The sequence below is a fragment of the Halomonas litopenaei genome (assembly GCF_003045775.1).
GTDB classification, from domain to species: Bacteria; Pseudomonadota; Gammaproteobacteria; order Pseudomonadales; family Halomonadaceae; genus Halomonas; species Halomonas litopenaei.
In genome coordinates this window covers 186467-210787 of record NZ_PXNS01000001.1, presented here as the reverse complement: position 1 = coordinate 210787, position 24321 = coordinate 186467, and the positions used below count along the sequence as shown (strand labels likewise).

The window sequence follows — 24321 nt, the reverse complement described above, 5'->3', positions numbered from 1 at the left end:
TGGCGCAGGAGGGTGTCGGGAACCGAGAAGGTCGGCGCAGATGGCGTGCTGACCGCCACCTGCGCCGACGCGATACCGGCGCGTCCAACGCAGCTGGATCGACTTAACTGATCGGCAGCATCACGTGTTCGCGATAGGCGCTGCGCTGGGTCAGCTTCTCGTACCAGGCCTCGAGGTTCGGCAGGCTCGGGCGCTCGATATCCAGGGCGAACCACAGGTAGACGTAGGCCCCCAGCGGAATATCACCGATGCCGAATTCCTCGCCGGACAGCCAGGGCTGGCGGGCCAGCGCACCGTCGGCGATACGCAGGCTCTTCTCGAACCCGGCCAGGCCACGCTCGATGGCCGCATCGTCGCGGGTCTCGGGGGTGCCGCGCACCAGGTTCATGATCAGATCCCGATAGGGGCCCGCCAGACTGCCAAGCGCCCAGTCCATCCACATGCTGCAGCGCGCCCTGGCGCCGGCAGAGTCGGTCGCGAGCCGACCGTCACCGTGCACATCGGCCAGATAGCGGACGATGGTGTGGGATTCCCACAGCACCAGGTCGCCGTCCTCGAGACAGGGAATCAGGCCGTTGGGATTCTTGGCCAGGAATTCCGGCGTATCGAGCCCACCGAAGGGCCCTCCCAGATCGACCCGTTCGAGGTCGATCCCCAGCTCGATGGCACACCAGACGGGCTTCTTGACGTTGACCGAGTTGTTGCGTCCCCACAGCTTCATGGAAGTCTCCCTGTCGGGATGCCCGGCAGCGGGCACCCTTGGCAAAAACCGATGGATAAGAACCGATTGGCACAAAACCGAGCCGAACGCCGCAAGGCGCTCGGCCCCATGCCGAAGGCCTCAGCGACGACGATGTTCGGCGACGAAGGCCTGTACCGCTTCGAGTCTAGCCGGCAGCACCTCGTAGCGTTCCTCGCGCTCGAGCAGATCGTCCATATGTGGCGGTAGCGGCACACCCGGGAAGCCGGCCTTGACCACCGCCTCGGCAAACTTGGCCGGGTGGGCGGTGGCCAGGGTGATCATCGGCGTAGAGGCGTCCCTGCGCTCGCGCTCGGCGGCACGATAGCCGGTCGCGGTGTGGGGATCGAGGATCTCCTGGGTGCGGTGGTGGGCCTCGCGGATCACCTCGAGGATGGTGTCGTCATCCACGCTGTGGCTCGAGAAGACCTCGCGCAGCCGGCCCAGCGGGGCTTCGGCCAGCACCGTCGGCTCGTTCTGGAAGCGCCCGAGCAGCTCGTCCACGGCGCCGCCGTCGCGGTCGTAGGCTTCGAACAGCAGACGTTCGAAGTTGGACGACACCACGATGTCCATGGACGGCGCCAGGGTGGCCAGCAGTTCCTGCTTGGAGAAGTCGTTGTCGGCCAGGGTACGGTGGAGGATATCGTTGGCGTTGGTGGCGACGATGAACTGCTTCACCGGCAGCCCCATGCGGTAGGCCACGTAGCCGGCGAAGACGTTGCCGAAGTTGGCCGAGGGCACGCAGAAGCTGACCTGACGCTGGGGCGCACCCACCGCCACGGCGGAGGCCACGTAGTAGACCACCTGGGCCATGATCCGCGCCCAGTTGATCGAATTCACCGCCACCAGCCGAGCCCCATCGAGGAAGCTCTGGTCGGCGAAGCTGGCCTTGACCATGGCCTGGGCGTCGTCGAAGTTGCCTTCGATGGCGACGTTGAAGACGTTGTCGGCCAGTACCGTGGTCATCTGCCGGCGCTGTACCTCGGACACCCGGTTGTGGGGGTGCAGGATAAAGATGTCGAGGTTGTCACAGTGACGACAGCCCTCGATCGCCGCCGAGCCGGTGTCGCCGGACGTGGCGCCCATGATCACCGCGCGCTCGCCACGCTTCTTGAGGAAGTGATCGAGGATACGTCCGAGCAGCTGCAGGGCCACGTCCTTGAACGCCAGGGTCGGACCGTGGAACAGCTCGAGCAGGAAGTGGTTGGCGTCGAGCTGATTGAGCGGCACCACGGCGTCGTGACTGAAGGTCGCGTAGGCGTCCTTGACCAGGCCACGGAAGGTGTCGTCGTCGATCTCGCCACCGACGAAGGGCTTCATCACCCGAAAGGCGATCTCGGCGTAGGACAGCCCGGCCATGTCGGCCAGGTCGTCGGCGCTCAGGTGAGGGAAGTCCTCGGGAACGTAGAGGCCACCGTCGGCGGCCATGCCGGTAAGGACGACTTCTTCGAAGGACAGCGCGGGCGCCTGCCCGCGGGTGCTGATATAGCGCATCTTGTGATTCCTTGCCGCCGCCCGGGGCGCGGCCTGAGATTCCAGCGAAGCGCCCGCGAAAGCGAGCCTGGGCCCGCTCCCGCAGGCATCATCAGTCCTGCTCGTCGAGGCTCTCGACGCGAATGCGGGTCACCGAGCCGGCGATGTCGGCCAGGGACTCGATGCGGCGAATGGCCTCGTTCATGTGCTTCTCGAGGGTACGGTGGGTCAGCAGGATGATCGGCACCAGTTCGCCCTCGGTGGCCTCCTTCTGGATCAGCGCCTCGATGGAGATACCCTCCTCGGAGAGGATGGTCGCCACCCGCGCCAGCACGCCGGGGCGGTCCACCGCCAGCAGGCGCAGGTAGTAGGCCGTGGTGATGTCTTCCATGGGCATGATCGGCAGCTCGTCACAGTCATCGGTGACGCCGCAGAAGGCCAGATAAGGCGTGCGATAGCGATGCTCGGTGGAGATGTCGCGGGCCACGTCGAGCAGGTCGGCGACCACCGCCGAGGCGGTGGGCTCGTCGCCGGCGCCGGCACCGTAGTAGAGGGTCGGACCGACGGCGTCACCCATCACGGCGATGGCGTTCTTGACCCCGTGGACGCTGGCCAGGAGCCGCTCCTTGGGAATCAGCGTCGGATGGACGCGCAGTTCGAGGCCGTCACCGGTGCGCTTGGAGATGCCCAGGTGCTTGATGATGTAGCCCAGGTTGTCGGCCTGCTCGACGTCCTCCGCGGTGACCCGAGAGATACCCTCGGTGTAGGCCTTCTCGAACTGCAGCGGCACACCGTAGGCGATGGACGCCAGGATGGTCAGCTTGTGGGCGGCGTCGATGCCTTCCACGTCGAAGGTCGGATCGGCCTCGGCGTAGCCCAGCGCCTGGGCCTCGGCGAGCACGTCCTCGAACGCCCGGCCCTCGTCGCGCATATGGGTCAGGATGTAGTTGCCGGTACCGTTGATGATACCCGCCACCCAGCTGATGCGGTTGGCACCCAGGCCCTCGCGCAGCGACTTGATTACCGGGATACCGCCGGCCACGGCGGCCTCGAAGGCCACGATCACGCCCTTTTCATGGGCCGCCTTGAAGATCTCGTTGCCGTGCACCGCGATCAGCGCTTTGTTGGCGGTGACCACGTGCTTGCCATTCTCGATGGCCATCATCACCAGCTCGCGAGCCACGTCGTAGCCGCCGATCAGCTCCACCACCACGTCGATATCGGGGTTGGTCGCCACCTCGAAGACGTCCTTGGTGGTACGAATACCGGTAAGGTCACAGGCGGGATTGATGCTGCGATGGGCGACCTGCTCGATCACCAGCGGGCGACCGGCACGCCGAGCGATCTCGTCGGCGTTGCGCGTCAGTACATTGAAGGTGCCGCCACCGACGGTACCCAGCCCACAGATTCCCACTCTCACCGGTTTCAATGTCATTCTCCCTTCTCGACCGTCGCCGCAAGCGACGGCTGTGTCAGCGATTTGGCGAGGCCCGAGTCTGGCTCGGGCCTTCTCGATTGTGTTGTCGGACGGGCTCAGCCGTCGATGCCGAGGCGCTCGGCCAGCCGTTCGGCGGGCACATAGCCCGGGACCATGGTGCCGTCGGGCAGGATGATCGCCGGCGTGCCCTGCACGCCCAGCTCCAGCCCCAGATGATACTGCCGCTCCACCGGATTGTCGCAGCTTGTGGCGCCGCTCGGAACCTCTCCACTCTTGGCGGCGGTCATCGCCTCGCTGGTATTGTCGGCGCACCACACCTGTTCGAGCTGGCGGGCGCCTTCGCTCTGCATGCCGCCACGCGGGAAGGCCAGGTAGTTGACCTGGATGCCCAGCTCGTTGAGGCGCGGCACTTCCTCGTGCAGCTTGCGGCAGTAAGGACAGGTGGTATCGGTGAAGACGTGGATGGTGGCCTTGGGCTCATCGACCCCGCGATAGACGATCTGCTCGGACTCGTCGATGGCCGCCACGCGGCTGGCGCGGCTGGCGTTGCGGCTCTGCTCGGACAGGTTGACCAGGCCGTCCTCGGCGTTCTGGTACAGGTCCCCCACCAGGAAGTGGCTGCCGCTCTCGTTGGTGTAAAAGGACTCCCCGGTCTCCAGACGCACCTCGTAGATGCCGTCCATGGGGGTATCCAGCACCTGACTCACCGGCATCTTCTGGCCGTTCACCTCAAGCTCGTTGAGCGCGGCGGGAGGGGCCGCCAGCGCACCGCTGGTCCACAGGGCAGCGGTGAGCAGAGCGGGCAGGGAAAGCACGAACAGAGGGCGTTTCATGGGTCAGCCTCGAGGATGATGGTCGGCGTGCAGGGCTTCCAGTCGCGCCTGCGCCACATGGGTGTAGATCTGGGTCGTCGACAGGTCCGAGTGCCCCAGCAGCATCTGTACGACACGCAGATTGGCCCCATGATTCAACAGATGGGTGGCAAAGGCGTGCCTCAGGGTGTGTGGCGACAGCGGACGATCGATGCCTGCCACACTGGCGTAGTGCTTGATTCGGTGCCAGAAGGTCTGGCGGGTCATGGCGCCGTCGCCCCGTCCGGGGAACAGCGCCGGACGCTGGATATCGCTCATCAGCTCGCTACGCCCCTGGCGCAGGTAGCGCTCGAGCCAGTGGCCGGCTTCCTCGCCCAGCGGCACGAGACGGTCCTTCTGCCCCTTGCCGCGCACCCGCACCACGCCCTGGCGCAGATTGACCGCATCGGTGGTCAGACCGACCAGTTCGCTGACGCGAAGCCCTGCGCCGTACAGCACCTCGAGCATGGCGCGATCGCGCAGTCCCAGGGCGGTGGACAGGTCCGGCGCATTCAGCAGGCGCTCGACCTCGTCCTCGTCCAGGGTGTCCGGCAACGATGGCCGCACCCGCGGCAGGCGCACCCGGGCCAGCGGATCCGCTTCGATCATCCCTTCGGCCAGGGCCCAGCGGTAGAAGCGCCTGAGGCTCGACAGCAGCCGGGCGTTGCTGGTGAGCTTGTAGCCCTCTTCGCGACGCGAGTCCAGCCAGTCCGGCAAGGTCCGCTCACCCGGCGTGAGCAACGCGCACGACTGACCAGCAAGCCAGTTGGCCCAGGCCTCCAGATCGTGGCGATAGGCGCTCAGGGTATGGTCGCTGACGCCCTGCTCGAGCCATAGCTGGTCGAGGAAGCGGTCGATTGTCTGACGATCGCCGGCGCTCAAGCAACACCTCCTGGGCTCTGGTGGCTAGCCATCGAGGGCACTGGTGAAGCACGAGAGGGCCCCCAATGCACCGACACCCCGCCCCACGAAGGTGGTGACGGGGTGTCGGGCGAGGGAGGCGGGGCCTCCCTCAGACTGGCTGACAGCGCTGGCTGTTTTAAGCCAGCTTTTCCTTGATGCGCGCAGACTTGCCGCTACGCTCACGGAGGTAGTACAGCTTGGCCTGGCGCACGTCACCGCGACGCTTGACGCTGATGGAGTCGACCAGCGGGCTGTAGGTCTGGAAGGTACGCTCGACGCCGACGCCGTGGGAGATCTTGCGCACGGTGAAAGCGGAGTTCAGACCGCGGTTACGCTTGCCGATGACCACGCCTTCGAAGGCCTGGAGACGCTCGCGGTTGCCTTCCTTGACCTTGACCTGAACGACGATGGTGTCGCCCGGTGCAAAGTCCGGCACCTGCTTGCTCATCTGCTCGGCTTCGAGCGCCTGGATCACCTTGTTCTTGCTGCTCATTTGACTCACTCCTGAAATCGTTGTGATCCATCGATCGGTCGTGGGTGCCGATGGATCGTGATCCCGGCCCTCGAAGCTCGAGCGCGCGGGTCGTTGATGACGCAGGTCCGTCAGCGGCGACTGGCCGCCTCGTCGGAATCCCGACGTTCGTCCTGCACCTCCGCCTTGTCGGCGTGTTCGTCGATGAACTCGTTCAACAGCCGCTTCTGCTCCTTCGACAGCTGCCTGCCCTCGAGCAGGTCGGGCCGCCGTTGCCAGGTACGCCCCAGGGACTGTTTCATCCGCCACTGACGGATCTGTCCGTGGTGACCGCTGAGCAGCACGTCCGGCACCTTGCGACCGTCGATTTCCTCCGGGCGCGTATAGTGCGGACAGTCCAGCAGACCGTCGTTGAAGGAGTCCTCGACCGCGGAATCCTGATGCCCCAGTACACCGGGCACCAGCCTTGCCGCCGTATCGATCAGCACCATGGCGGGCAGCTCTCCCCCGCTCAGGACATAGTCGCCGATCGACCACTCCTCATCGATGTCCGCTTCGACCACGCGTTCATCGATGCCTTCGTAACGCCCCGCCACCACCACCAGGGGCGGTCCGGACGCCAGTTCCCGCGCGCCCTGCTGATCCAGTCTGCGCCCCTGGGGCGACAGGTAGATCACCTTGGGACGCTCGCCGGTGGCCGCCTGGGCTCGGCTGCGGGCGTCGTGGATGGCACTTCTCAGGGTGTCGACCTTCATCAGCATGCCGGGACCACCGCCATAGGGGCGATCATCCACGGTGCGATGGCGGTCGGTGGCGTAGTCCCGGGGGTTCCAGAACTCCAGCGTCACCTGGCCCTTGTCGACGGCCCTGCCGGTCACGCCGTGACGAGTAATCGCCTCGAACATTTCCGGAAACAGTGACACCACCCCTATCCACACGTTATCGATCTCCTGTCGACGCGGTTTTCGAACGCACTGCGCTCAAAACTCCGGGTCCCAGTCGACCAGCATCTCTCCTGCCTCGAGATCGACGCGCTTGACCACGTCATCGGGCAGGTAGGGAAGCAGACGTTCGCGATCGTCCGGGGCGTCGCCGCCCTTCACGACCATGACGTCGTTGGCACCGGTCTCGAACAGGTAGGCCAGGCGTCCCAGAGACACCCCTTCCAGCGTGACGACCCTGAGGCCTTCCAGCTGGTGCCAGTAGTACTCTTCACTGTCGAGTTCGGGCAGGTCTTGCTTGGCCAGCAGGATGTCCGCTCCGGCCAGACTCTCGGCGCGGTCACGGTCATCGACACCGTCCAATTGGGCGACCAGGCCCTGTCCCTGCTTGCGCCCCTGCTTGAGGCGATGGCGCGAAATCTGTCCGTCGTGACGGACCACCCACTCGGCATAGTCGAGAATGCCTTCCATGGGCGAGGTGTAGGAATACACCTTCAGCCAGCCCTTGATGCCGTAAGGACTGGTCAGCTTGCCCAGCACGACGTAATCGTCGCTGTGGCGATCGTCTTGCGCTTGGCGCTGCGCGCTAGGGCGTTGTGGCGATGCCATCTGGGTCAAACCTCTTTCACACCGGGACATTCACAGGCAAGGCTTGCGCCTCAGGCCTGCTTGCGAGCTTCCTTGACCAGCTCGGCGACGCGGTCAGACAGCTGCGCGCCGTGGGACTGCCAGTGGGCGATGCGGTCGAGGTCGATGCGCAGACGCTCTTCCTGGCCACGGGCCACCGGGTTGAAGAAGCCCAGACGCTCGATGAAGCGGCCGTCGCGGGCGTTGCGGGAATCGGTCACGGCGAGGTGGTAGAAGGGACGCTTCTTGGCGCCACCACGTGCCAGACGAATGGTAACCATACGTTGACTGTCCTTCGGTTGGGATTTCAGATAACGGCGACGGCCAGGCCAGCCACCGGTGTTTCGCTCACGACGAGGGCCGCGCCAGGCGCGGTCCTCGAGTGAAGAGGCAGTATTCTACGGAAAACCACCCCCCAAGGGAACCTTTTTTGCCGCTCATCCCTTGACGAGCGAGGAGAGCCGGGTCCTGTCATCAGCCCTCGTCATCTTCGCGCTTGGCATTAAAAACAGCACCAGCGCAAGAAAACTGACTCAGCGCCAGGGCATGCCGCCGGGGCCACCCATGCCACCCATGCCTCCGGGGCCGCCAGGGCCACCTCCGCCCATCATGCCGGACATGCCCCTCATCATTTTCTGCATGCCGCCTTTCTTGCCGGCCTTCTTCATCATCTTCTGCATCTGCTTGTGCTGCTTGAGCAGACGATTGAGGTCCGGCACCTGCAGGCCGGCACCGGCGGCGATACGGCGCTTGCGCGAGCCGTTGATGATGTCCGGATTACGGCGCTCCTTCGGCGTCATCGAGTTGATCAGCGCCTCGAGCTTGCCAAGCTCCTTTTCGGGCCCAGGTCCCTGGGCCATCTCGGCCATCTGCCCCATGCCCGGCAGCTTGCCCATCAGGCCGCTCATGCCGCCCATCTTCTTGAGCTGCTGGAGCTGTTCGCGGAAGTCCTCGAGATCGAAGCCCTGGCCTTTCTTGACCTTCTTGGCGAGCTGTTCGGCCTTGCCCTTGTCGACGGTACGCTCGGCTTCCTCGATCAGCGACAGCACGTCGCCCATGCCGAGGATACGCGAGGCCACACGATCCGGATGGAAGGGCTCGAGGGCATCGACCTTCTCGCCGACACCCATGAACTTGATCGGACGACCGGTGACGTGACGCACCGACAGGGCGGCACCGCCACGGGCATCACCGTCGGCCTTGGTCAGCACTACCCCGGTCAGCGGCAGGGCATCGGCGAAGGCGCGGGCGGTGTTGGCCGCATCCTGGCCGGTCATCGAGTCGACCACAAACAGCGTTTCGGAGGGCTCGATGGCCTGATGCAGCCCCTGGATCTCCTGCATCATCGCTTCGTCGATGGCCAGGCGACCCGCGGTATCGACCAGTACCACGTCATGGAACTGGATCTTGGCGTGTTTCAGCGCCGCCGTGGCGATGTCCACCGGGGCCTGATCCGAGCGCGACGGGAAGAAGTCGACCTCGACCTCCTTGGCCAGGGTCTCGAGCTGGTCGATGGCGGCGGGGCGGTAGACGTCGGTGGAAACCACCAGCACCTTCTTCTTTTCGCGCTCGCGCAGATACTTGCCCAGCTTGGCCACCGAGGTGGTCTTGCCCGCACCCTGCAGGCCGGCCATCAGCACCACGGAGGGCGTGCCCTTGAGCGACAGCCCTTCGTTGGCCTCGCCCATGGTGACTTCCAGCTCCTGCTGGACAATCTTGATGAACTGCTGGCCCGGCGACAGGCTGCGGGAGACCTCCTGGCCCACGGCACGTTCGCGCACTCGCTCGATGAACGCCTTGACCACCGGCAGGGCAACGTCCGCCTCGAGCAGCGCCTTGCGCACCTCGCGCAGGGTGTCCTTGATGTTGTCGTCGGTCAGGCGTGCCTGACCCTTGATCGACTTCAGCGTCTGGGACAGACGCTCGCTCAGGTTCTGAAACATGGGCCTCTCCAAATGCGATGGCCTCAAGGCGCCCTTGTCGAGACGCCCCTTGAGACGGCCGCCGGTGCGCGGCCTTGACGATGGCGCAAATTATACGCCTTGTGGCGCGGACTCTCCATGCAGTTGCCGGCAAGACAGCCGAAGAAGGCCGCCCGCTGGCTGTCAGCCGAGGCGCTATCCGGTATAGTCGGTGTCGAGGGGAAGGCATTCCCCGGACCCAGGATCCCTATCTTCAAAGGCGCCGGCAAGGCGCACGGACAGCACAGCATGCAGGCGTTACCTCTGGCTCTACTGGCCTTTGTCTTCTATCTGGCGGCTGCCTCCTGGCAAGGGCTGACCCTGATTCGCCGGGTACCTCCGCGCGACCTACTGGTGCGTGGCTTCGGCACCCTGGCGGCGGCTCTCCACCTGGTCGTCGCCGGCGGCCTGCTTGCCCTCGAGGGCTCGATGCTGCCAGGACTGTCCACCAGCGCAGTGCTGGTCACCGCCCTGGCGGTGGTGGTGCTGCTGGGCGCCAGCCTGTTCAAGCCGGTGCTCAATATCGCCGCCGTGCTGTTCCCCTTTGCAGGCGTGGTGCTGCTGCTCGGTACCGAACTACCGACCCCTACCAGCGCAAACGGCATGACCCCCGGCATCGCCTTCCACGCCGTCAGCTCCGCCCTGGCCTTCGCGGTGCTGGCCATCGCCTCGCTGCAGGCGATACTGGTAGGCGTCCAGAACAAGGCCCTCAAGCATCACCGGATACGCGGCGTGGTACAGGCACTGCCGCCGCTGACCACCATGGAGCGGGTGCTGTTCGAGATGATCTGGGTGGGCATGGCCCTGCTTACGCTGGCCATCGCCAGCGGGTTCGTGTTCCTCGATAACATGTTCGCCCAACACCTGGTCCACAAGACGGTGCTGTCGCTGCTGGCCTGGCTGGTGTTCGCGGTACTGCTGCTGTGCCACTACCGCCTTGGGTGGCGAGGTATGCGGGCGGTGCGCTGGACCCTGGGAGGCTATATCGCACTGCTTTTGGCCTACTTTGGTAGCAAGTTTGTCCTTGAGGTGCTGTTAGCGCACAGCTAGACAGGAGGTCTCCTTGACACTCCCGGCCCGACCCCCTACAACTCGACCCCTACCCGCGACCAAGGATTTCACGTCTTGAACGACGACTTTCCGGTGGGCCTGCTGTTCGGCCTGCTCTTTCTGCTGATTGCCCTATCGGGCTTCTTCTCCAGTTCCGAGACCGGCATGATGTCGATCAACCGCTATCGGTTGAGCCACCAGGCCAACAGCGGACAGCGCAACGCCAAGCGCGTGATGCGCTTGCTCGCGCGTCCCGACCGGCTGATCGGCGTCATCCTGATCGGCAACAACTTCGTCAACAACCTGGCGGCCTCCATCGCCACCATCATCGCCATCCACTTCTTTGGCGATGTCAGCGGCCCCGCCATCTCCACGGCGATCCTGACCATCGTGGTGCTGATCTTCGCCGAGGTTACCCCCAAGACCTTCGCGGCGGTGAAGCCGGAGCGCATCGCCTACCCGGCCTCGATGATTCTGGAGCCGCTGCTCAAGCTGCTGTATCCGCTGGTGTGGGTGGTCAACGTGATCTCCAACGGCCTGCTCAGACTGCTTGGCGTCAAGAATATCGACGGCAATGGTGACAATCTCACCCGCGACGAGCTGCGCACCGTGGTCCACGAGGCCGGCACCCTGATCCCCCATCGCCACCAGGCCATGCTGCTGTCGATTCTGGATCTCGAGAATGTCACCGTGAACGACATCATGGTGCCGCGCCATGAGGTGGTCGGCATCGATCTCGACGACAGTCTCGAGGATATCCTGACCCAGATCCGCACCAGCCAGCACACCCGGCTGCCGGTATTCAAGGGCGACATCAACAGCATCATCGGCATGCTGCACCTGCGCAATGCCGCCCGCTTCCTGTCCAGAGGCGAGGTGACCAAGGCGGCCATCGTGCAGGAAGCGCGGGAGCCCTACTTCATTCCCGAATCGACGCCGCTGCACACCCAGCTGTTGAACTTTCAGAAGCAGAAGCGCCGGATTGGTATCGTGGTGGACGAGTACGGCGACGTGGAGGGTCTGGTGACCCTGGAGGACATCCTCGAGGAGATCGTCGGTGAATTCACCACCGACGTGGCCGGCCAGGAACAGGACATGCTGCCCCAGAGCGATGGCAGCCACGTGATCGACGGCACCGCCAATATCCGTGATATCAACAAGTCGCTGGGCTGGCACTTGCCCACCGACGGCCCCAAGACGCTGAACGGGGTGATACTGGAACACCTCGAGTCCTTCCCCGACGGCCCGGCCTGTCTGCAGATCGGCAACATCCGCATGGAAATCCTCGAGATGCGCGACAACCTGATCACCTCAGTCAGCTGCTGGCCTGGCACTCGCCGCGTCCTGGCAGAATCCGACGCGGGCGACTGACCACCGCAAGGACCAGAGGCACGTCAGTCGCGACGCGACATGCAGGGAAGAAACCGGCGGGCAAGGCACCAGCAGGCAGAGTACTTGCCAGCAAAGTACTGACAAGCAAAGTACTGACAAGCAAAGTACTGACAAGCAAAGCACTGACAAGCAAAGCACTGACAAGCAAGGTATTTACGAGAAAGGGACGGCCGAGGCCGTCCCTTTCTGCGTTATCCCTTCCCTAACCCGACCTTCCCTCTGTCGGAGCCTGCGTACCCCGGCGGCGGTTGCCTCAGGGCTTACCGGTCTCGACCCAGCGATCGGCTTCGGCCTTGAGCTCGCGCACCCGGGCCTCCAGCGACTGACGGGTGGCTTGCCCCGGCGGCACCGGCTCGTCGAAGTAGAGCGCCACCCGGGCGCGGCAGCGCCTGGGGAAATGGGCCAGAGCCTTGCCGTGGCAATTGGAGGTCCACGAGCCCCACAGGCCTGACAGCGCGGCGGGAATCACCGGCACCGGGTCCCTCGACAGAATCAGATCGAGGCCCCGGCGGAAGGTCTTGACATCACCATCCGACGTCAGCCGCCCTTCCGGGAACAGCATCACCACGTCGCCGTTTCTCAAGGCGCGGCTGACTTCTTCCAGGGCGCGACGCACATTGCCCGGGTCACGACGATCCGACTCCACGGGTATCGCCCCGACCATGCGGAACAGCCAGTTGAGGCGCTTCGACTCGTAGATCGGGCGATCCATCAAGAAGCGCAGCGGCCTGGGACTGCCGCCGCCCATCACCAGCGCATCCATGAAGCTGACATGATTGCACACCACCAGCGCCGGCCCGCGCGGGGGCACGAAGCGACGCCCCTGGAAGCGAAGTCGGTACAACACATGGATAAAGGCAAACACGAAACGTCGGATATACACCGCCGGGGCGCGATAGAAGCGCCAGGCAGCGATGCAGGCAAGCAGGCCGACGAGGCCCCAGACGAGTACGTCGATCACGGCGTGTCGTTCACCTGTCTATCGCCCCTCTGGTCACGGCCTATCTGCTTGAGTCCGGCGAGGGTGGTCGACAGCAGTTGATCGAGCAGCTCCTCGACCTCAAAGGCGCCGCCCTGGGAATAGCCAAGACGATCATTGAGCCCCAGCTGCACCAGGCCATGAACGCTGCCCCACAGGGTTCGCGCCAGGCGCTGCGCCTCGAGCGATTCGAGATCCGGTTGATACTCGGTCAGGGTCCCCTCGACCCGGGCAAACAGTGCGCCGATCATATCGGTCTGGCGCTGATCGAGCTCGCCTTCCTGGGCCAGCGGATAGTCGAACATCAGCTGCCAGCGATGGGCGTCTTCGCGGGCGAACTTCCAGTACCCCTGGGCCAGGGCACGCAGCCGGGCCTCAGGCTCGGTGGTGTCGACCAGCAGGGGCTCCATCACCGTGCGCAGCCGACCGAGGCTTTCCAGGTTGACGTGCTGAAGCAGGTTGTTGAAGCTGCCGTAGAGTTTCAGCAGGGTGCTCGGCGCACAGCCCACCTCCCGGGCCAACGAGCGCAGCGACAGGGCATGCACCGGCTGCTCAGCCAGCCAGGCATCGCAGGCGGCCATCACCTGGGCGTGAAGCTCCTCGGGGGCATGCTGTCTTGGACGCGCCATCGCTCTTCTCTCTCGCGGCCGGACATCGGCGGCTTCAGGTTCAGCGGTATCGTTCAGCATACATTAATCGAACACTGTTTTCGACCGCTCATTATGCCCCCTTCGCCGCAACAACGGGCTCAAGGCTTTCCTGACACCGGGAGCTTGGGTACGCTGGCCCTCCAGATCGCAGGAGCCCCCATGACCGGCCGTCTCTATATTCCCGCCCGCGCCATCGAGACCGCCCTCGACGACCTCGATGCTCCGGCCCAGGCCATCAGCGGCGTCAACATGGCCCCGCGCCGTCCACTGTCGATCATCCGCCTGGAAGCTGGACGCCCTACCCTGGGGATCGGTTTCTGGGGCCTGACACCGCCCTGGTTGCAGGTGCTCGATCACGCCCCCCACTGCGCCCGCGCCGAAAGCCTCGACTCGCGCCCGATGTTCCGTGACGCCTTCCGCGCGCGGCGCTGCCTGGTGCCGGTAGCCGGCGCCTACGCCTGGCAGCCGCGTCCAAACTACAAGCAGCCCTTCTTGATCACCAGGGCAGACCGCGGGCCGATGCTGCTGGCCGGACTATGGTGTAGGTTTCACACCACCCTTACCGACTATAACGACTCCTTCGCCTTGATCACGGTACCTAGCCCTGGCTTTCTGGCCCCCCTGACCGACCGTCTGCCGGCGGTCATAGCCCCCGGTCAAGCGAGGGCCTGGCTGGACCCGCAGAGTGATCCCGAGGACCTCAAGCCACTGTTGAGCCCCCCTCCCGGGGAACTGTTGGGCGCTTTTCCGGTATCAAGACGAGTGAACAATCCTCAAGAGCAAGACCCATCCTGTGCCCACCCCATCGGCAAGATGTGGCGCCAGACTTCCAAGGAGACGTGATGGCTTCGACCCTCACACGACGCGGCGCCAGCGCCCTCGTCGCCACCCTGATCGGCCTGTGGCTACCGCTGGCTCAGGCTTCCGCGGCCCCGGCCGCTACCAGCGAGCAACCGGTCACGGCTCAGGCCGACGCCGACGTGGCCACCGCCACGACGCCGATCGTCAGCCCCCACGATGATCGCGACTATCGCGTACTGACCCTGGACAACGGCCTCGACGTCCTGCTGGTCAGCGATCCCGAGGCCGACAAGGCGGCGGCTTCACTCAATGTGTCGGTGGGCAGCGCCCAGGATCCCGATGACCTACAGGGGCTCGCCCACCTGCTCGAACATATGCTGTTTCTGGGCACCGAGGCCTACCCCGAGCCCGACGCCTACCAGGGCTACATCAGCCGCCACGGCGGGCGCCACAACGCCTTCACCGCCTCGCTGGACACCAACTACTTCTTCGATGTGGAACCCGAGGCCTTCGAAGGCGCTCTGGATCGCTTCAGTCGGTTCTTCATCGACCCGCTGTTCAACGCCGACCGCCTGGGCAGCGAGCGCAACGTGGTGCACTCCGAATATCAGGCGCGCCTGCGCGATGACGCACGCCGCGAGAACGAGGTCCTCGACGCCCTGCTCAATCCGGCCAACCCCACCGTGGGTTTCTCGGTGGGCAGCAAGGAGACCCTGGCCGAGCGGCCCGAAGGGGAGCCCAGCCTGCGCGAGCGGGTCATGAACTTCTACGAGAACCACTACGGCGCCAACGTCATGCATCTGGCGGTGGTGGCGCCGATGCCGTTGGATCAACTGCAGACACTGGTGGTCGAACGTTTCGCCGAGGTGCCCGATCGCGGCCTCGAGGCACCCGTCATCGACACCCCACTGGTGGATCGCTCACGCCTGCCGCTGGCCGCCGAGGCCCAGTCGCTGCGCGACGCTCGCCGCGTCAGCTTTCTGTTCCCGGTTCCCGACCCCGTGCTCAGCTATCGCCACAAGCCGGCCAGCTACATCGCCAACCTGATCGGTCATGAGGGGCCCGGCAGCCTGTTGAGCCGCCTGCGCGAGGCCGGCTGGGCCGACGGCCTGTCCGCCGGCGTCACCCGAGGTGACGGCCGCCATGCACTGCTGGCCGTGGATGTCAGCCTGACCCCTGAGGGTCACGAGCATCTCGATCGCATCCAGGCCAGTCTGTTTGCCACCATCGAGCAGATTCGCCAACAGGGCATCAGCGAGGAACGCTACGACGAGCAGGCCAGCCTGTCCGAGCAGGCGTTCCAGTTCCAGCAGCACGGTAACGCCCTGGACGAGGCCATGCGCCTGTCCATGAGCCTGACCCACTACCCGCTCGAGGACGTCAACCGCGCCGGCTACCGCATGGACGGGCTCGACGCAGAGGAAGTGCGTCGCTGGCTCGATTCGCTGCGCCCCGACAACATGATCCGCCTGTACACCGGCCCCGAGGTCGAAGGCGACCAACGTAGCCGCTACTACGACACCGCCTGGCAGGAGACGCCATTGGCCGACACCGCAGCCGACCCCCTGGCGGGGCTGGCGCTGCCCGAGCCCAATCCCTTTATCGCCGAGGACCTGGCGCTGCTTGAGGCCCACGACGAGCGCCCCTCACTGCTGATCGACACCCCCGAGGCCGGCGCCTGGTACAAGGCCGATGCCGAGTACGATACGCCCAAGGCCTCCTGGCGCTTCAGCCTGCAGCACCCTGGCGCCAGCCAGTCCCCGCGCCAGGCCGTGCTGACACAACTGCTGGCCGGCTGGCTCAACGACAGCCTCAACGAGAAGCTCTACGCCGCACGTCTGGCGGGACAGAAGTATGAAGCCTATGCCCACTCGCGTGGCATGACGCTGTCCTTCACCGGCTGGCGTGACCGCCAGGACAGGGTGATACGGGAGGTGATCGACCAGCTCAAGCAGGGTGAGATCCTCGACGCAAGCGTTGCCCGAGTACGCTACGGCCTGGAAAAGCAATGGGGCAATGCACCACGCAATCCGCTCTATCACCAGGGTCAACGCACCCTGTCCGAGGCGCTGATTCGGCCCCAGTGGTCCCCCCAGGTACTGCTGGAGGCGCTGTCCGACCTCGAGCCCCAGGACCTGCGCGACTTCCGCGAGCGCTTCCTCGACGAGCTGCACCTGCAGGCACTGGTGGTCGGCAACCTGGAAGAGTCGCTGGCACGCGACGAGGCCGAGCAGGCCATCGCGGCGCTTGAGCCCAGCCTTGGCGCGGACGCCATCACCGACCTGCAGGTACTCAAGGCAGTGGATCTGCCGAGCCTGACGCCGGACTCCAGCCGAGACGAGTCGCTGCTGATTCGCTACCTGCAGGGGCCGGACCAGGGTATCGCCACCCAGGCCCGCATCGCGGTGCTCGGCAAGCTGCTCGAGACTCCCTTCTACCAGCAGTTGCGTACCGAACAGCAGCTCGGGTACATCGTCAGCGCAGGCTACTCACCGCTGCTGCACGCTCCGGGCATCAGCCTGCTGGTGCAGTCTCCCTCCACCCAGAGCGACGAGCTCAAGGCCAGGGTCAGCGACTTCCTCGACCGTGTGCCCGAGCGTCTGGACAGCCTGGATGACGACACCCTGGCCACCTATCGCCAGGCGGTCCACGACGAGATTACCCAGCGTGATTCAGGCCTCGAGGAGCGCACCACCCGCCTGTGGCAGGCGCTGTCCTACGGCGACACCGACTTCGATAGGCGTGAGCGGCTGGCCGCCGCGGTGCTCGAGGTCGACGCCGCCAGCCTGAAGGACAGCTGGCAGCGTCTGGGTGGCGCCGCAGTGGTGGACGTAACCTTCGATCCGGGTGCCGCACCCAGCGACGTCATGGCGTTGAAAGGCGACCTGGAAGCCCTGCCCGGTGACGAGGAAGAAGCGCTGTCACCGACGCCGGCGGACACCAGCGCCCAGGCGGCCAAACCCTGACAGGGCTCTGCCAAAAGGCCCTGGCCCACCCCATCGCCCCCTGCTTGGGGGCGATCCCGCCCGGCTGGCGACGCCGCCGCCGACAGCAGTGACGACAAGGCCCGACCGGCATCGCCGGTCGGGCCTTGTGGTTTCACCCGCGTCGTTTCACCCGCTTCATCACATCTGATTCATGGCGCCATATTGATGATGCCCGACACGGCCAGTGCGACGCCGTACGTCTGCGCCAGGCCGCCCCCCCCTAGCCGAACGCCTGGGCGGGCATGATCGACTCCACAAACATCACCATCTCCTCGAGGATCTGGCGTTCGCGATCGCTCAGCGAGGTCTGGTTCAGACGTTCGATTTCACGCGCGAAGTCCTTTAGCGTCAGGCTCGCCAGCGCCGAGTCGTTCATCCGCTCCCACCGGAAGGTCTCCCAGCGCGCCTGCTCTTCGCCGGTCAGGGTGTCCGGATAGCTGCGGGCGCGGTAGCGAAACAGCATCTCCTCGAGGCGCGGGTCCTGGAAGGCAAAGCTGGCGTCGACCAGATCCCAGGGATCCATGGCACGCACGCGCTCCATCTGCTGGCGGTCGGCAGGAGAGAAGAACCCGCCGGAGTAGAGCATCAGGTCAGGATCCCTCGGCGGCTCCGGCGGTGGCTCGGCGAACACCTCCTGCACCTTGGCGACGATATCGGGGTCCTTGGCCAGCCGCTGGTAGTGACCGCGACAGGCGTCCATCTCGAGCCCCATGCGCGCCACGATCTCGCCGTACTCGCCCTGATGGGGCCCCGACACATCCTTGAGCGCACTGGGCGGAAAGATCACCGGGCACTTGTTGATGTGCACGACCTTCAGCGGAATCCGGCTTTCCCCCTCGGCCAGGTCGTCATTGCTGACAAATACCCGAGCACGAATCTCCTGGGGCGAGAGACTGAGCATGTCGGCAGGGTCCAGCGACAGGTCGTAGACGATGACGCCGTTGGGATTGGTCGGGTGTTCGGCCAGGGGCATCACCAGAGACCCGCAGGCGCGACTGGCCGGATAGCGCCGGGAGATATGCACCACCGGCTTGCGCTGGGTCGTATCCAGGCGTTTACGCACCTCACGCTTGGCCCTGAGCGACAGCAGGTAGTCGAACAGGTTGGCATTGGCGCCACGCAACAGTCGCGCCAGGGCGATGGTAGCGCGCACATCGGCCAGGGCGTCGTGGGCGCCGGCATGCTCGATACCGTTGGCCGCGGTCAGGTCTTCCAGGCGAAAGCTGGGACTGCCGTCCTCGCGCCTTGGCCACTCGATGCCCTCGGGCCTCAAGGCGTGGAAGGCGCGCACCACGTCGATCAGATCCCAGCGCGAATTGCCGTTCTGCCACTCCCGTGCATAGGGGTCGATCAGGTTGCGGTAAAACAGGTGACGACTGACCTCATCGTCGAAGCGCAGGCTGTTGTAGCCCACCGCACAGGTCCCGGCGACGCTCATCTCGTCGACGATGGCGCCGGCGAACTCGGCTTCGGGCACACCATTGCGCCTCGCCTGCTGGGGCGTAATACCGGTGATCAGGCAGGCCATGGGGTGCGGCAAGGCATCATCGGCGGGCTTGCAGAACAGCTCCACCGGCTCGCCAATCTCGTTGAACTCGGCGTCGGTACGGATGGCCGCGAACTGCGAGGGACGATCGCGCCGAGGATCGGCACCAAAGGTCTCGTAGTCGTGCCACAGAAAGGTCAGCGGAGCGGCTTTCGGCTGCGCCATGGGATTGCGGTCTCCACGCGTACGTCAAAGGCCCGTCAGCCTAGCACAGGCCAACGCCGGGCTCAGCCTGCACGATCACAGGTCGAGTCCGGCGCGGGAAGGAAATACACGAAAGACGCCCAAGGGGCGTCATCTTGATGGCTGGCATTGTCGATATCGCATCGGCGATGTGGCATCGACGATATCACGACGTTCAAGCAACACCAGGCGCTGCATCAACTGCTGCGCGGCAGGGTCACGTTGAGCTCGAGCACCGAGCAGTTGTCCTCGCTGTCCAGCGACATATTGATAGCATCGTCGTCCACCTCGACATAGCGGCGGATGACCTCAAGCAACTCCTTCTCCAGCATCGGCAGGAAGTCAGGCTGTCCCCGCTGGCTACGCTGGTGCGCCACGATGATCTGCAGCCGCTCCTTGGCGACAGACGCGGACTTCTTGCGTTCGCGCTTCAGGAAATCGAGTAGTTTCACCGGCGACCTCCTCCTCCGAACATGCGGCTCAGCAGGCTTTTCTTCTGATACTCGTGGAAGCGCAAGGGCACCTCCTCTCCGATCAGGCGGCTGACCGTATCCATATAGGCCTGGCCAGCGTCACTGCTGTCGTCGTGGGTGACCGGGACCCCCTGGTTGGAGGCTCTCAGCACGGCCTCGGACTCGGGAATCAAACCTACCAGGTTGATCGCCAGGATCTCGCGAATGTCCTCGAGATTCAGCATGTCTCCCTGGTCGACCCGTCCGGGGTTGTAGCGGGTGATCAGCAGGTGCTCCTTGATCGGGTCCTTGCCCTGCTCGGCCCGCCGGGTCTTCGAAGACAACAGCCCAAGGATCCGGTCGGAGTCACGCACCGAAGACACCTCGGGGTTGGTCACCACGATGGCTTCGTCGGCGAAGTACATGGCCAGCTGGGCACCACGTTCGATACCGGCGGGTGAATCGCACAGTATGTAGTCGAAGTCCTTGGTCAGGGTGTCCAGCACCTTCTCGACGCCCTCCTGGGTCAAGGCATCCTTGTCCCGAGTCTGGGAGGCAGGAAGGATATGCAGGTTGTCCACGCGCTTGTCACGGATCAGCGCCTGGTTCAGCCCGGCCTCGCCCTGGATGACGTTGACCAGGTCGTAGACCACACGGCGCTCGCAGCCCATGATCAAGTCGAGGTTCCGCAGACCGACATCGAAGTCGATCACTACCGTCTTGTTGCCTCTGAGTGCCAGCCCGGTGGCAATGGCTGCCGCACTGGTTGTCTTGCCGACCCCGCCTTTACCGGAGGTCACAACGATGATCTTGGCCAAGTGTCGCATCCTGTCGTCGTAAAGTTGTTGGTCCTGTGTGGTCACCGCAGTGACCAGGCACGGCCTTATAAAAATCGCTGTCCCGCGCTAAAGCGCCCGCTGATGCGGCAACGCCCCGCTGAAGGCGCTTCACAAGCCCGGCTGAAGGCTCACTTCAGCGCGGTGATCCCCAACTGATCGTCCATCAGCACGACCTGGACGGAGGAGCCGAGCAGCTGGGGGTCGATATCTTCGAGACGCTTGTAGTTGCCCGCCACCGACAACAGCTCCGCATGCAGCTCACGGCAGAAGATGCCTGCCTGGTGGTCGCCGTGAATGCCAGCGAGGGCACGCCCCCTGAGGGCACCGTAGACGTGGACATTGCCCGCCGCCAGTACCTCGGCCCCGGCATTGACCGCACCGATCACGGTCAGGTCGCCGTCGGGAGCGGTGATCTGCTGGCCGGAACGCACGGTGCCACGAAAGATACGTCCGCCATGAGGCGCGTCAGCCTCCACTTCCTCGATCACGGTGACGTCTTCGTCTTCCTGCACCGGAACGCTTTCCAGAGTGCGCGCACGGGCGGCATCCTGGGGGGGGAACCAGCCAAGTCCGAGCGCCCAGGCGGACTGCTTGACCGGATCAGCACCACCACGCACCGCTACCGGCAGCAGCTTGTGCGCCCGGCACACCGCACAGATACGTTCCAGGGCCAGGTGAGGTTCGTCGAGCTTCTCGACGCTGAGCACCACCGGGGTGTGCTGAAAGAAGGCTGGCGACTGCGAGAGCTTGCCCGCGAGCTGATCGCGAATTTCCTCGGGATCCGCACTGGAAAGCTCCATCACCGTCATGGGCAGCATCCCACCCTTGAACGTAAACGCCATGCTGTCCCTGTCCACTTTGAGGCTCATTGCCGAACTCCACGTCGGGTGTTGGTCGGGGGATGATCTCAAGCTAAGTCAGAGCCCCCGGTCCTGCAACCGATCATAAGCCTCAATTGTCCTCCTGTCAGTGTCTCCAATCAGCCACAGCCCTGCGCTGAGGCCTTTTCTGATGGTGGCGCGCATGCTTAGATAAACTTTCTATCTCGACGCCCGGCTTTGCCTGGCGCAATAACAAGATGGTGAAGCCGTTTCGCCACCTTTCTTTATTTCTTTGCAGGAAGCCCCATGCCCGGACTCCTCCGCCGCCTTTTCTCGCCACGCTGGCGACATCCCGATCCACAGGTCCGACGCGACGCCGCCGAACGGCTCGACCCCCAGAGCCAACGCGAGGCCCTCGAGACCCTGGTCCAGGACACCGAGCCCGACGTCCGTCTCGCCGCGGCGAGACGCCTGGACGACCCACAGCGACTGCAGGAGCTGCGCGTTGAGGGTAAAGGATCACGCGAGCTGGATCGTCAGCTCATCGCGCTGCTGATCGGTCGCCAGGGCGGCATCGAACTTGGCCGCCGCCAGCAGATCGTCGAGTCCCTGGACGACGCGGCGATGCTCGAGGAGATCGCCCTCCAGGGCGATAACCAGCAGCTGCGACTCGCCGCCCTGGCCAGGCTCGATGACGAGGCCGCCCTGATTCGCCAGGCCTGCGACAACGGCATCGCCGCCGTACGTCACGCCGCCGCCGAGCGGGTCACCTCCGAGGAAGGTCTCAAGCAGCTGGCCCAGGCGGCCCGCCGGGATCGCCACGTGGTGCGCGACGCCAAGGAACGCCTGGGTCGACTGCGCGCCGACGCCGACGCCGTGGAACAGGCTCGGGAACGACGCGAGCAACTGCTGGCCAGTCTCGAGCAGCACGCCCGCGCCACCTGGGAGCCCCTCTACGCTGGGCGCTTCCGCCATCTGGAGCGCGAGTGGTCTCGACTGGCGGATCTGCCCGACGCCGGGCAGGAGCAGCGCTACCAGGAGGCCAGCCTGCGCTGTCGCAAGGTGATTCACGATCACGAGGCCCAGGAACACGCCCTGCGTGCCGACCGACAGCGCCGCGAGCAGGCCGACCAGGACCGAGAGGCACTGGTCATGGCGCTGGAAGAAAGCCTGGCCGCGCTCTACCAGGGCGAATATGTCGGTGAACAGGACCTGGCCAGCCTGCGCGCTCAGAAGCAGTTGATGGCCAACCGCTGGCAGGCACTGTCCGAGATCCACCTGGCCGACGACGGCCTGCGCCAGCGCTACGACAAGGCCTTGAAGAACTACGACGCCATCAACCAGGCCCACCAGCGCCTGGTCGAGCGCGCCCTGCCGCTGGAGGAAGCCATCAGGGCCGGCGACGAGGCTGCGCTCAAGCAGCTGGTGAGCGACTGCAAGTGGCCCGAAGGTCTGCCGCCAGACCCGAGGCTCGAACGTGCCCGACACCATCTTCGCCTGGAGAAGGATCTTTCCGGAGACGAACCGTCGGAGTCCCAGCTCACACGCTTCGATGAGGAACTGGATCGTCTCGAGGCGCTGCTCGACGAGGGTACCTTCAAGGGAGCAAGCCGCCTGCACCAGCGGCTTCGCCACCTCGCCGATCAGCTGCCGTCCTCGGCCGGTGCCCAGCAGTCTCGACTCAAGCGCCTCGGCGCACGACTCGCCGAACTGCGTGACTGGCGCGGCTTCGTCGCCGGTCCCAAGCGCGAGCAACTGTGCCAGGCCATCGAGGCCCTGGAGCAGGACGCCACCCTCACCGACCGTGACCGTGACCGCCGCCATCGCCAGCTGGTCAAGGAGTGGAAGGCACTGGGCGACGCCGCGGCCAACCGCGAGCAGTCCGAGCGCTTTCGGGCAACCTCCGAACGTATTCGCGAGTCGCTCAAGGCCTGGCGTGAACAACAACAGCGCCTGCGCGAGGCCAACCTGGCAGAACGCGAAGCGCTGTGCGAGCAGATCGAGGCCCTTCTGGAGCAGCCCGCCGCCCAGGCCGACCCCGACGCGCTGCGCGAGATCCGCGACCAGGCCAGGGAACAGTGGCGCCGCACCGCCCCTGTCCCGCGCGATCACGCTGAGGCCATCGGACGACGCTTCGGCCGCATCCGGCACCAGTTGCAGGCGCTGATCGATCGCCGCGCCAACGAGATCGCCGACGCCAAGCGTGAGGTGATCGACCAGGCCCGAGCGCTGGTCGATGCACGACTGCCGGCACGCCAGCGAGCCGACCAGGCCAAGGCACTGCAACAGCGCTGGCGCGAACTGGGGCGCGCGCCCAAGGGCGAGGAGCAGACCCTGTGGCGAGAATTCCGCCAACTATGCGACCAGATCTTCGCCCAGCGTGACGCCGAGCGCGATGATCGTGCCCAGCGTGCTCGCGAGCGGCTGGAACAGATGCAGGCCCTGATCGACCGCATCGATGCCTGGCAACCCGCGGCAAGCAGCGAGGCCGACTGGCTGGACAAGGCGGTGGATGAGGCCAGCGCGCTGGAACCGCTGCCCTCGGGCCGGCGCACCGAAGGCATGCGCAAGCGCTGGACCGGCATCGTACGGGCTCGGCGCGAGCGCCTGGAACGGCTCTCCGTGGCAGAAGTCGTCGGTCGTTGGCGCGAGGTCAAACCCCTGATTCTCGAGCACCTTGAGGCCGACGATGACTGCCTCGCCGGTCGCCTCTGCAGTGATGTGGAGATTCCTGCCGCGTTATCGTTGCCGCCGGCGCTGAAACAGGCCCACGCACAGCGCAACGCCGCACGACGCGATCCTGCTCCAGCGGAGGAAGTCGCCGAGCGTCTGGCACGACTGCGGGTGCACCTGGCGCTCCTGGCGGGCCATCCGATCGGCCACCAGGACGAGCCACTGCGCCTGGCGATCCAGGTCGACCGCCTCAACGATAGCCTTGGCCAGGCGCCGAGCCGGGAAGACGAGCTGATCTCGGTACTGTGCGGGCTGCTGGCCACCGGTCCAGTGTCGCGCCAGCAGTGGGAGCGCGAGGTACAGGAGCTCGACGCCCTGCTGGATGGGCTGAGTCAACTGCCACCACCCTGAGCGATGCACGGCTTGCCGTGCCTCCCCCCCCCTCTTTCAACCCCTGAAAACCACGATGCGAGGCCTTTTGGCCTCGCATCGTGGTTTCTGGCGAAATGTACATCGCCGAGCCTCGTGAGCCCGGCGCGACGT

At 65.3% G+C, this 24321-nt stretch carries 21 protein-coding genes; 5 read left to right on the top strand and 16 right to left on the bottom strand.

Features of this window, described 5'->3' with window-relative positions:
- Positions 1 to 103: 103 nt before the first annotated feature.
- The 10 genes from C6W88_RS01015 to ffh form a co-directional block, all read right to left on the bottom strand.
- Positions 104 to 721, bottom strand: a complete 618-nt coding sequence (locus C6W88_RS01015) for a glutathione S-transferase family protein (RefSeq protein ID WP_045991326.1) — start codon at positions 719 to 721, stop codon at positions 104 to 106.
- A gap of 120 nt (positions 722 to 841) precedes the next feature.
- Positions 842 to 2233 carry a threonine synthase gene (gene thrC / locus C6W88_RS01010; RefSeq protein ID WP_045991327.1) on the bottom strand — a complete coding sequence of 464 codons (1392 nt, stop codon included), beginning with the start codon at positions 2231 to 2233 and terminating at the stop codon, positions 842 to 844.
- A 91-nt stretch (positions 2234 to 2324) separates the two neighbouring features.
- Complete coding sequence (locus C6W88_RS01005) at positions 2325 to 3641, bottom strand: homoserine dehydrogenase (protein WP_045991328.1); 1317 nt, start codon at positions 3639 to 3641, stop codon at positions 2325 to 2327.
- Positions 3642 to 3745: 104 nt separating this feature from the next.
- Complete coding sequence (locus C6W88_RS01000; protein WP_045991329.1) at positions 3746 to 4483, bottom strand: DsbC family protein; 738 nt, start codon at positions 4481 to 4483, stop codon at positions 3746 to 3748.
- 3 nt (positions 4484 to 4486) lie between these two features.
- Positions 4487 to 5383, bottom strand: coding sequence for a site-specific tyrosine recombinase XerD (gene xerD, locus C6W88_RS00995; protein WP_231498426.1), 897 nt, complete (start codon positions 5381 to 5383; stop codon positions 4487 to 4489).
- Positions 5384 to 5540: 157 nt separating this feature from the next.
- Positions 5541 to 5897: a 50S ribosomal protein L19 gene (gene rplS / locus C6W88_RS00990; RefSeq protein WP_045991330.1), complete on the bottom strand. Its 357-nt coding sequence runs from the start codon at positions 5895 to 5897 to the stop codon at positions 5541 to 5543.
- Between the two features lie 110 nt (positions 5898 to 6007).
- Positions 6008 to 6814, bottom strand: coding sequence for a tRNA (guanosine(37)-N1)-methyltransferase TrmD (gene trmD, locus C6W88_RS00985; protein WP_108131204.1), 807 nt, complete (start codon positions 6812 to 6814; stop codon positions 6008 to 6010).
- 42 nt (positions 6815 to 6856) lie between these two features.
- Positions 6857 to 7426, bottom strand: a complete 570-nt coding sequence (rimM, locus tag C6W88_RS00980) for a ribosome maturation factor RimM (RefSeq protein ID WP_045991332.1) — start codon at positions 7424 to 7426, stop codon at positions 6857 to 6859.
- A gap of 50 nt (positions 7427 to 7476) precedes the next feature.
- Positions 7477 to 7725 carry a 30S ribosomal protein S16 gene (gene rpsP / locus C6W88_RS00975; RefSeq protein ID WP_045991333.1) on the bottom strand — a complete coding sequence of 83 codons (249 nt, stop codon included), beginning with the start codon at positions 7723 to 7725 and terminating at the stop codon, positions 7477 to 7479.
- Between the two features lie 252 nt (positions 7726 to 7977).
- Positions 7978 to 9387, bottom strand: coding sequence for a signal recognition particle protein (gene ffh, locus C6W88_RS00970; RefSeq protein ID WP_045991334.1), 1410 nt, complete (start codon positions 9385 to 9387; stop codon positions 7978 to 7980).
- 267 nt (positions 9388 to 9654) lie between these two features.
- On the opposite strand from ffh, the gene C6W88_RS00965 reads away from it, so the two are divergent.
- Positions 9655 to 10455 carry a cytochrome C assembly family protein gene (locus C6W88_RS00965; protein WP_045991335.1) on the top strand — a complete coding sequence of 267 codons (801 nt, stop codon included), beginning with the start codon at positions 9655 to 9657 and terminating at the stop codon, positions 10453 to 10455.
- Between the two features lie 75 nt (positions 10456 to 10530).
- Positions 10531 to 11826 carry an HlyC/CorC family transporter gene (locus tag C6W88_RS00960; protein ID WP_045991336.1) on the top strand — a complete coding sequence of 432 codons (1296 nt, stop codon included), beginning with the start codon at positions 10531 to 10533 and terminating at the stop codon, positions 11824 to 11826.
- A gap of 274 nt (positions 11827 to 12100) precedes the next feature.
- On the opposite strand, the gene C6W88_RS00955 is transcribed toward C6W88_RS00960, so the two are convergent.
- On the bottom strand, positions 12101 to 12808 hold the full coding sequence (locus C6W88_RS00955) for a 1-acyl-sn-glycerol-3-phosphate acyltransferase (RefSeq protein ID WP_308812411.1): 708 nt from the start codon (positions 12806 to 12808) through the stop codon (positions 12101 to 12103).
- Positions 12805 to 13455 carry a TetR/AcrR family transcriptional regulator gene (locus tag C6W88_RS00950; protein WP_108131203.1) on the bottom strand — a complete coding sequence of 217 codons (651 nt, stop codon included), beginning with the start codon at positions 13453 to 13455 and terminating at the stop codon, positions 12805 to 12807. The genes C6W88_RS00955 and C6W88_RS00950 overlap by 4 nt, the downstream gene beginning before the upstream one ends.
- A 180-nt stretch (positions 13456 to 13635) precedes the next feature.
- Between C6W88_RS00950 and C6W88_RS00945 the strand changes: the two genes are divergently transcribed.
- Positions 13636 to 14319 carry an SOS response-associated peptidase gene (locus tag C6W88_RS00945; RefSeq protein ID WP_108131202.1) on the top strand — a complete coding sequence of 228 codons (684 nt, stop codon included), beginning with the start codon at positions 13636 to 13638 and terminating at the stop codon, positions 14317 to 14319.
- Positions 14319 to 17243, top strand: a complete 2925-nt coding sequence (locus C6W88_RS00940) for an insulinase family protein (RefSeq protein WP_108131201.1) — start codon at positions 14319 to 14321, stop codon at positions 17241 to 17243. Before C6W88_RS00945 ends, C6W88_RS00940 begins: the two co-directional genes overlap by 1 nt.
- Before the next feature lie 241 nt (positions 17244 to 17484).
- Here C6W88_RS00940 and sbcB read toward each other — a convergent pair whose 3' ends face one another.
- The 4 genes from sbcB to minC form a co-directional block, all read right to left on the bottom strand.
- Entirely contained in the window at positions 17485 to 18975 is a 1491-nt protein-coding gene (gene sbcB, locus C6W88_RS00935; RefSeq protein WP_108131200.1) for an exodeoxyribonuclease I, read from the bottom strand.
- Positions 18976 to 19190: 215 nt separating this feature from the next.
- On the bottom strand, positions 19191 to 19445 hold the full coding sequence (gene minE / locus C6W88_RS00930; RefSeq protein ID WP_045991341.1) for a cell division topological specificity factor MinE: 255 nt from the start codon (positions 19443 to 19445) through the stop codon (positions 19191 to 19193).
- The gene (gene minD, locus C6W88_RS00925; protein ID WP_045991342.1) at positions 19442 to 20263 is read right to left on the bottom strand and encodes a septum site-determining protein MinD; all 822 of its coding nucleotides are present in this window, start codon (positions 20261 to 20263) and stop codon (positions 19442 to 19444) included. Before minD ends, minE begins: the two co-directional genes overlap by 4 nt.
- Before the next feature lie 149 nt (positions 20264 to 20412).
- A complete protein-coding gene (gene minC / locus C6W88_RS00920) occupies positions 20413 to 21153 on the bottom strand; it encodes a septum site-determining protein MinC (RefSeq protein ID WP_108131199.1) in 741 nt (246 codons plus the stop codon).
- A gap of 258 nt (positions 21154 to 21411) precedes the next feature.
- On the opposite strand from minC, the gene C6W88_RS00915 reads away from it, so the two are divergent.
- Positions 21412 to 24189 carry a DUF349 domain-containing protein gene (locus tag C6W88_RS00915; RefSeq protein WP_108131198.1) on the top strand — a complete coding sequence of 926 codons (2778 nt, stop codon included), beginning with the start codon at positions 21412 to 21414 and terminating at the stop codon, positions 24187 to 24189.
- Positions 24190 to 24321 lie beyond the last annotated feature (132 nt).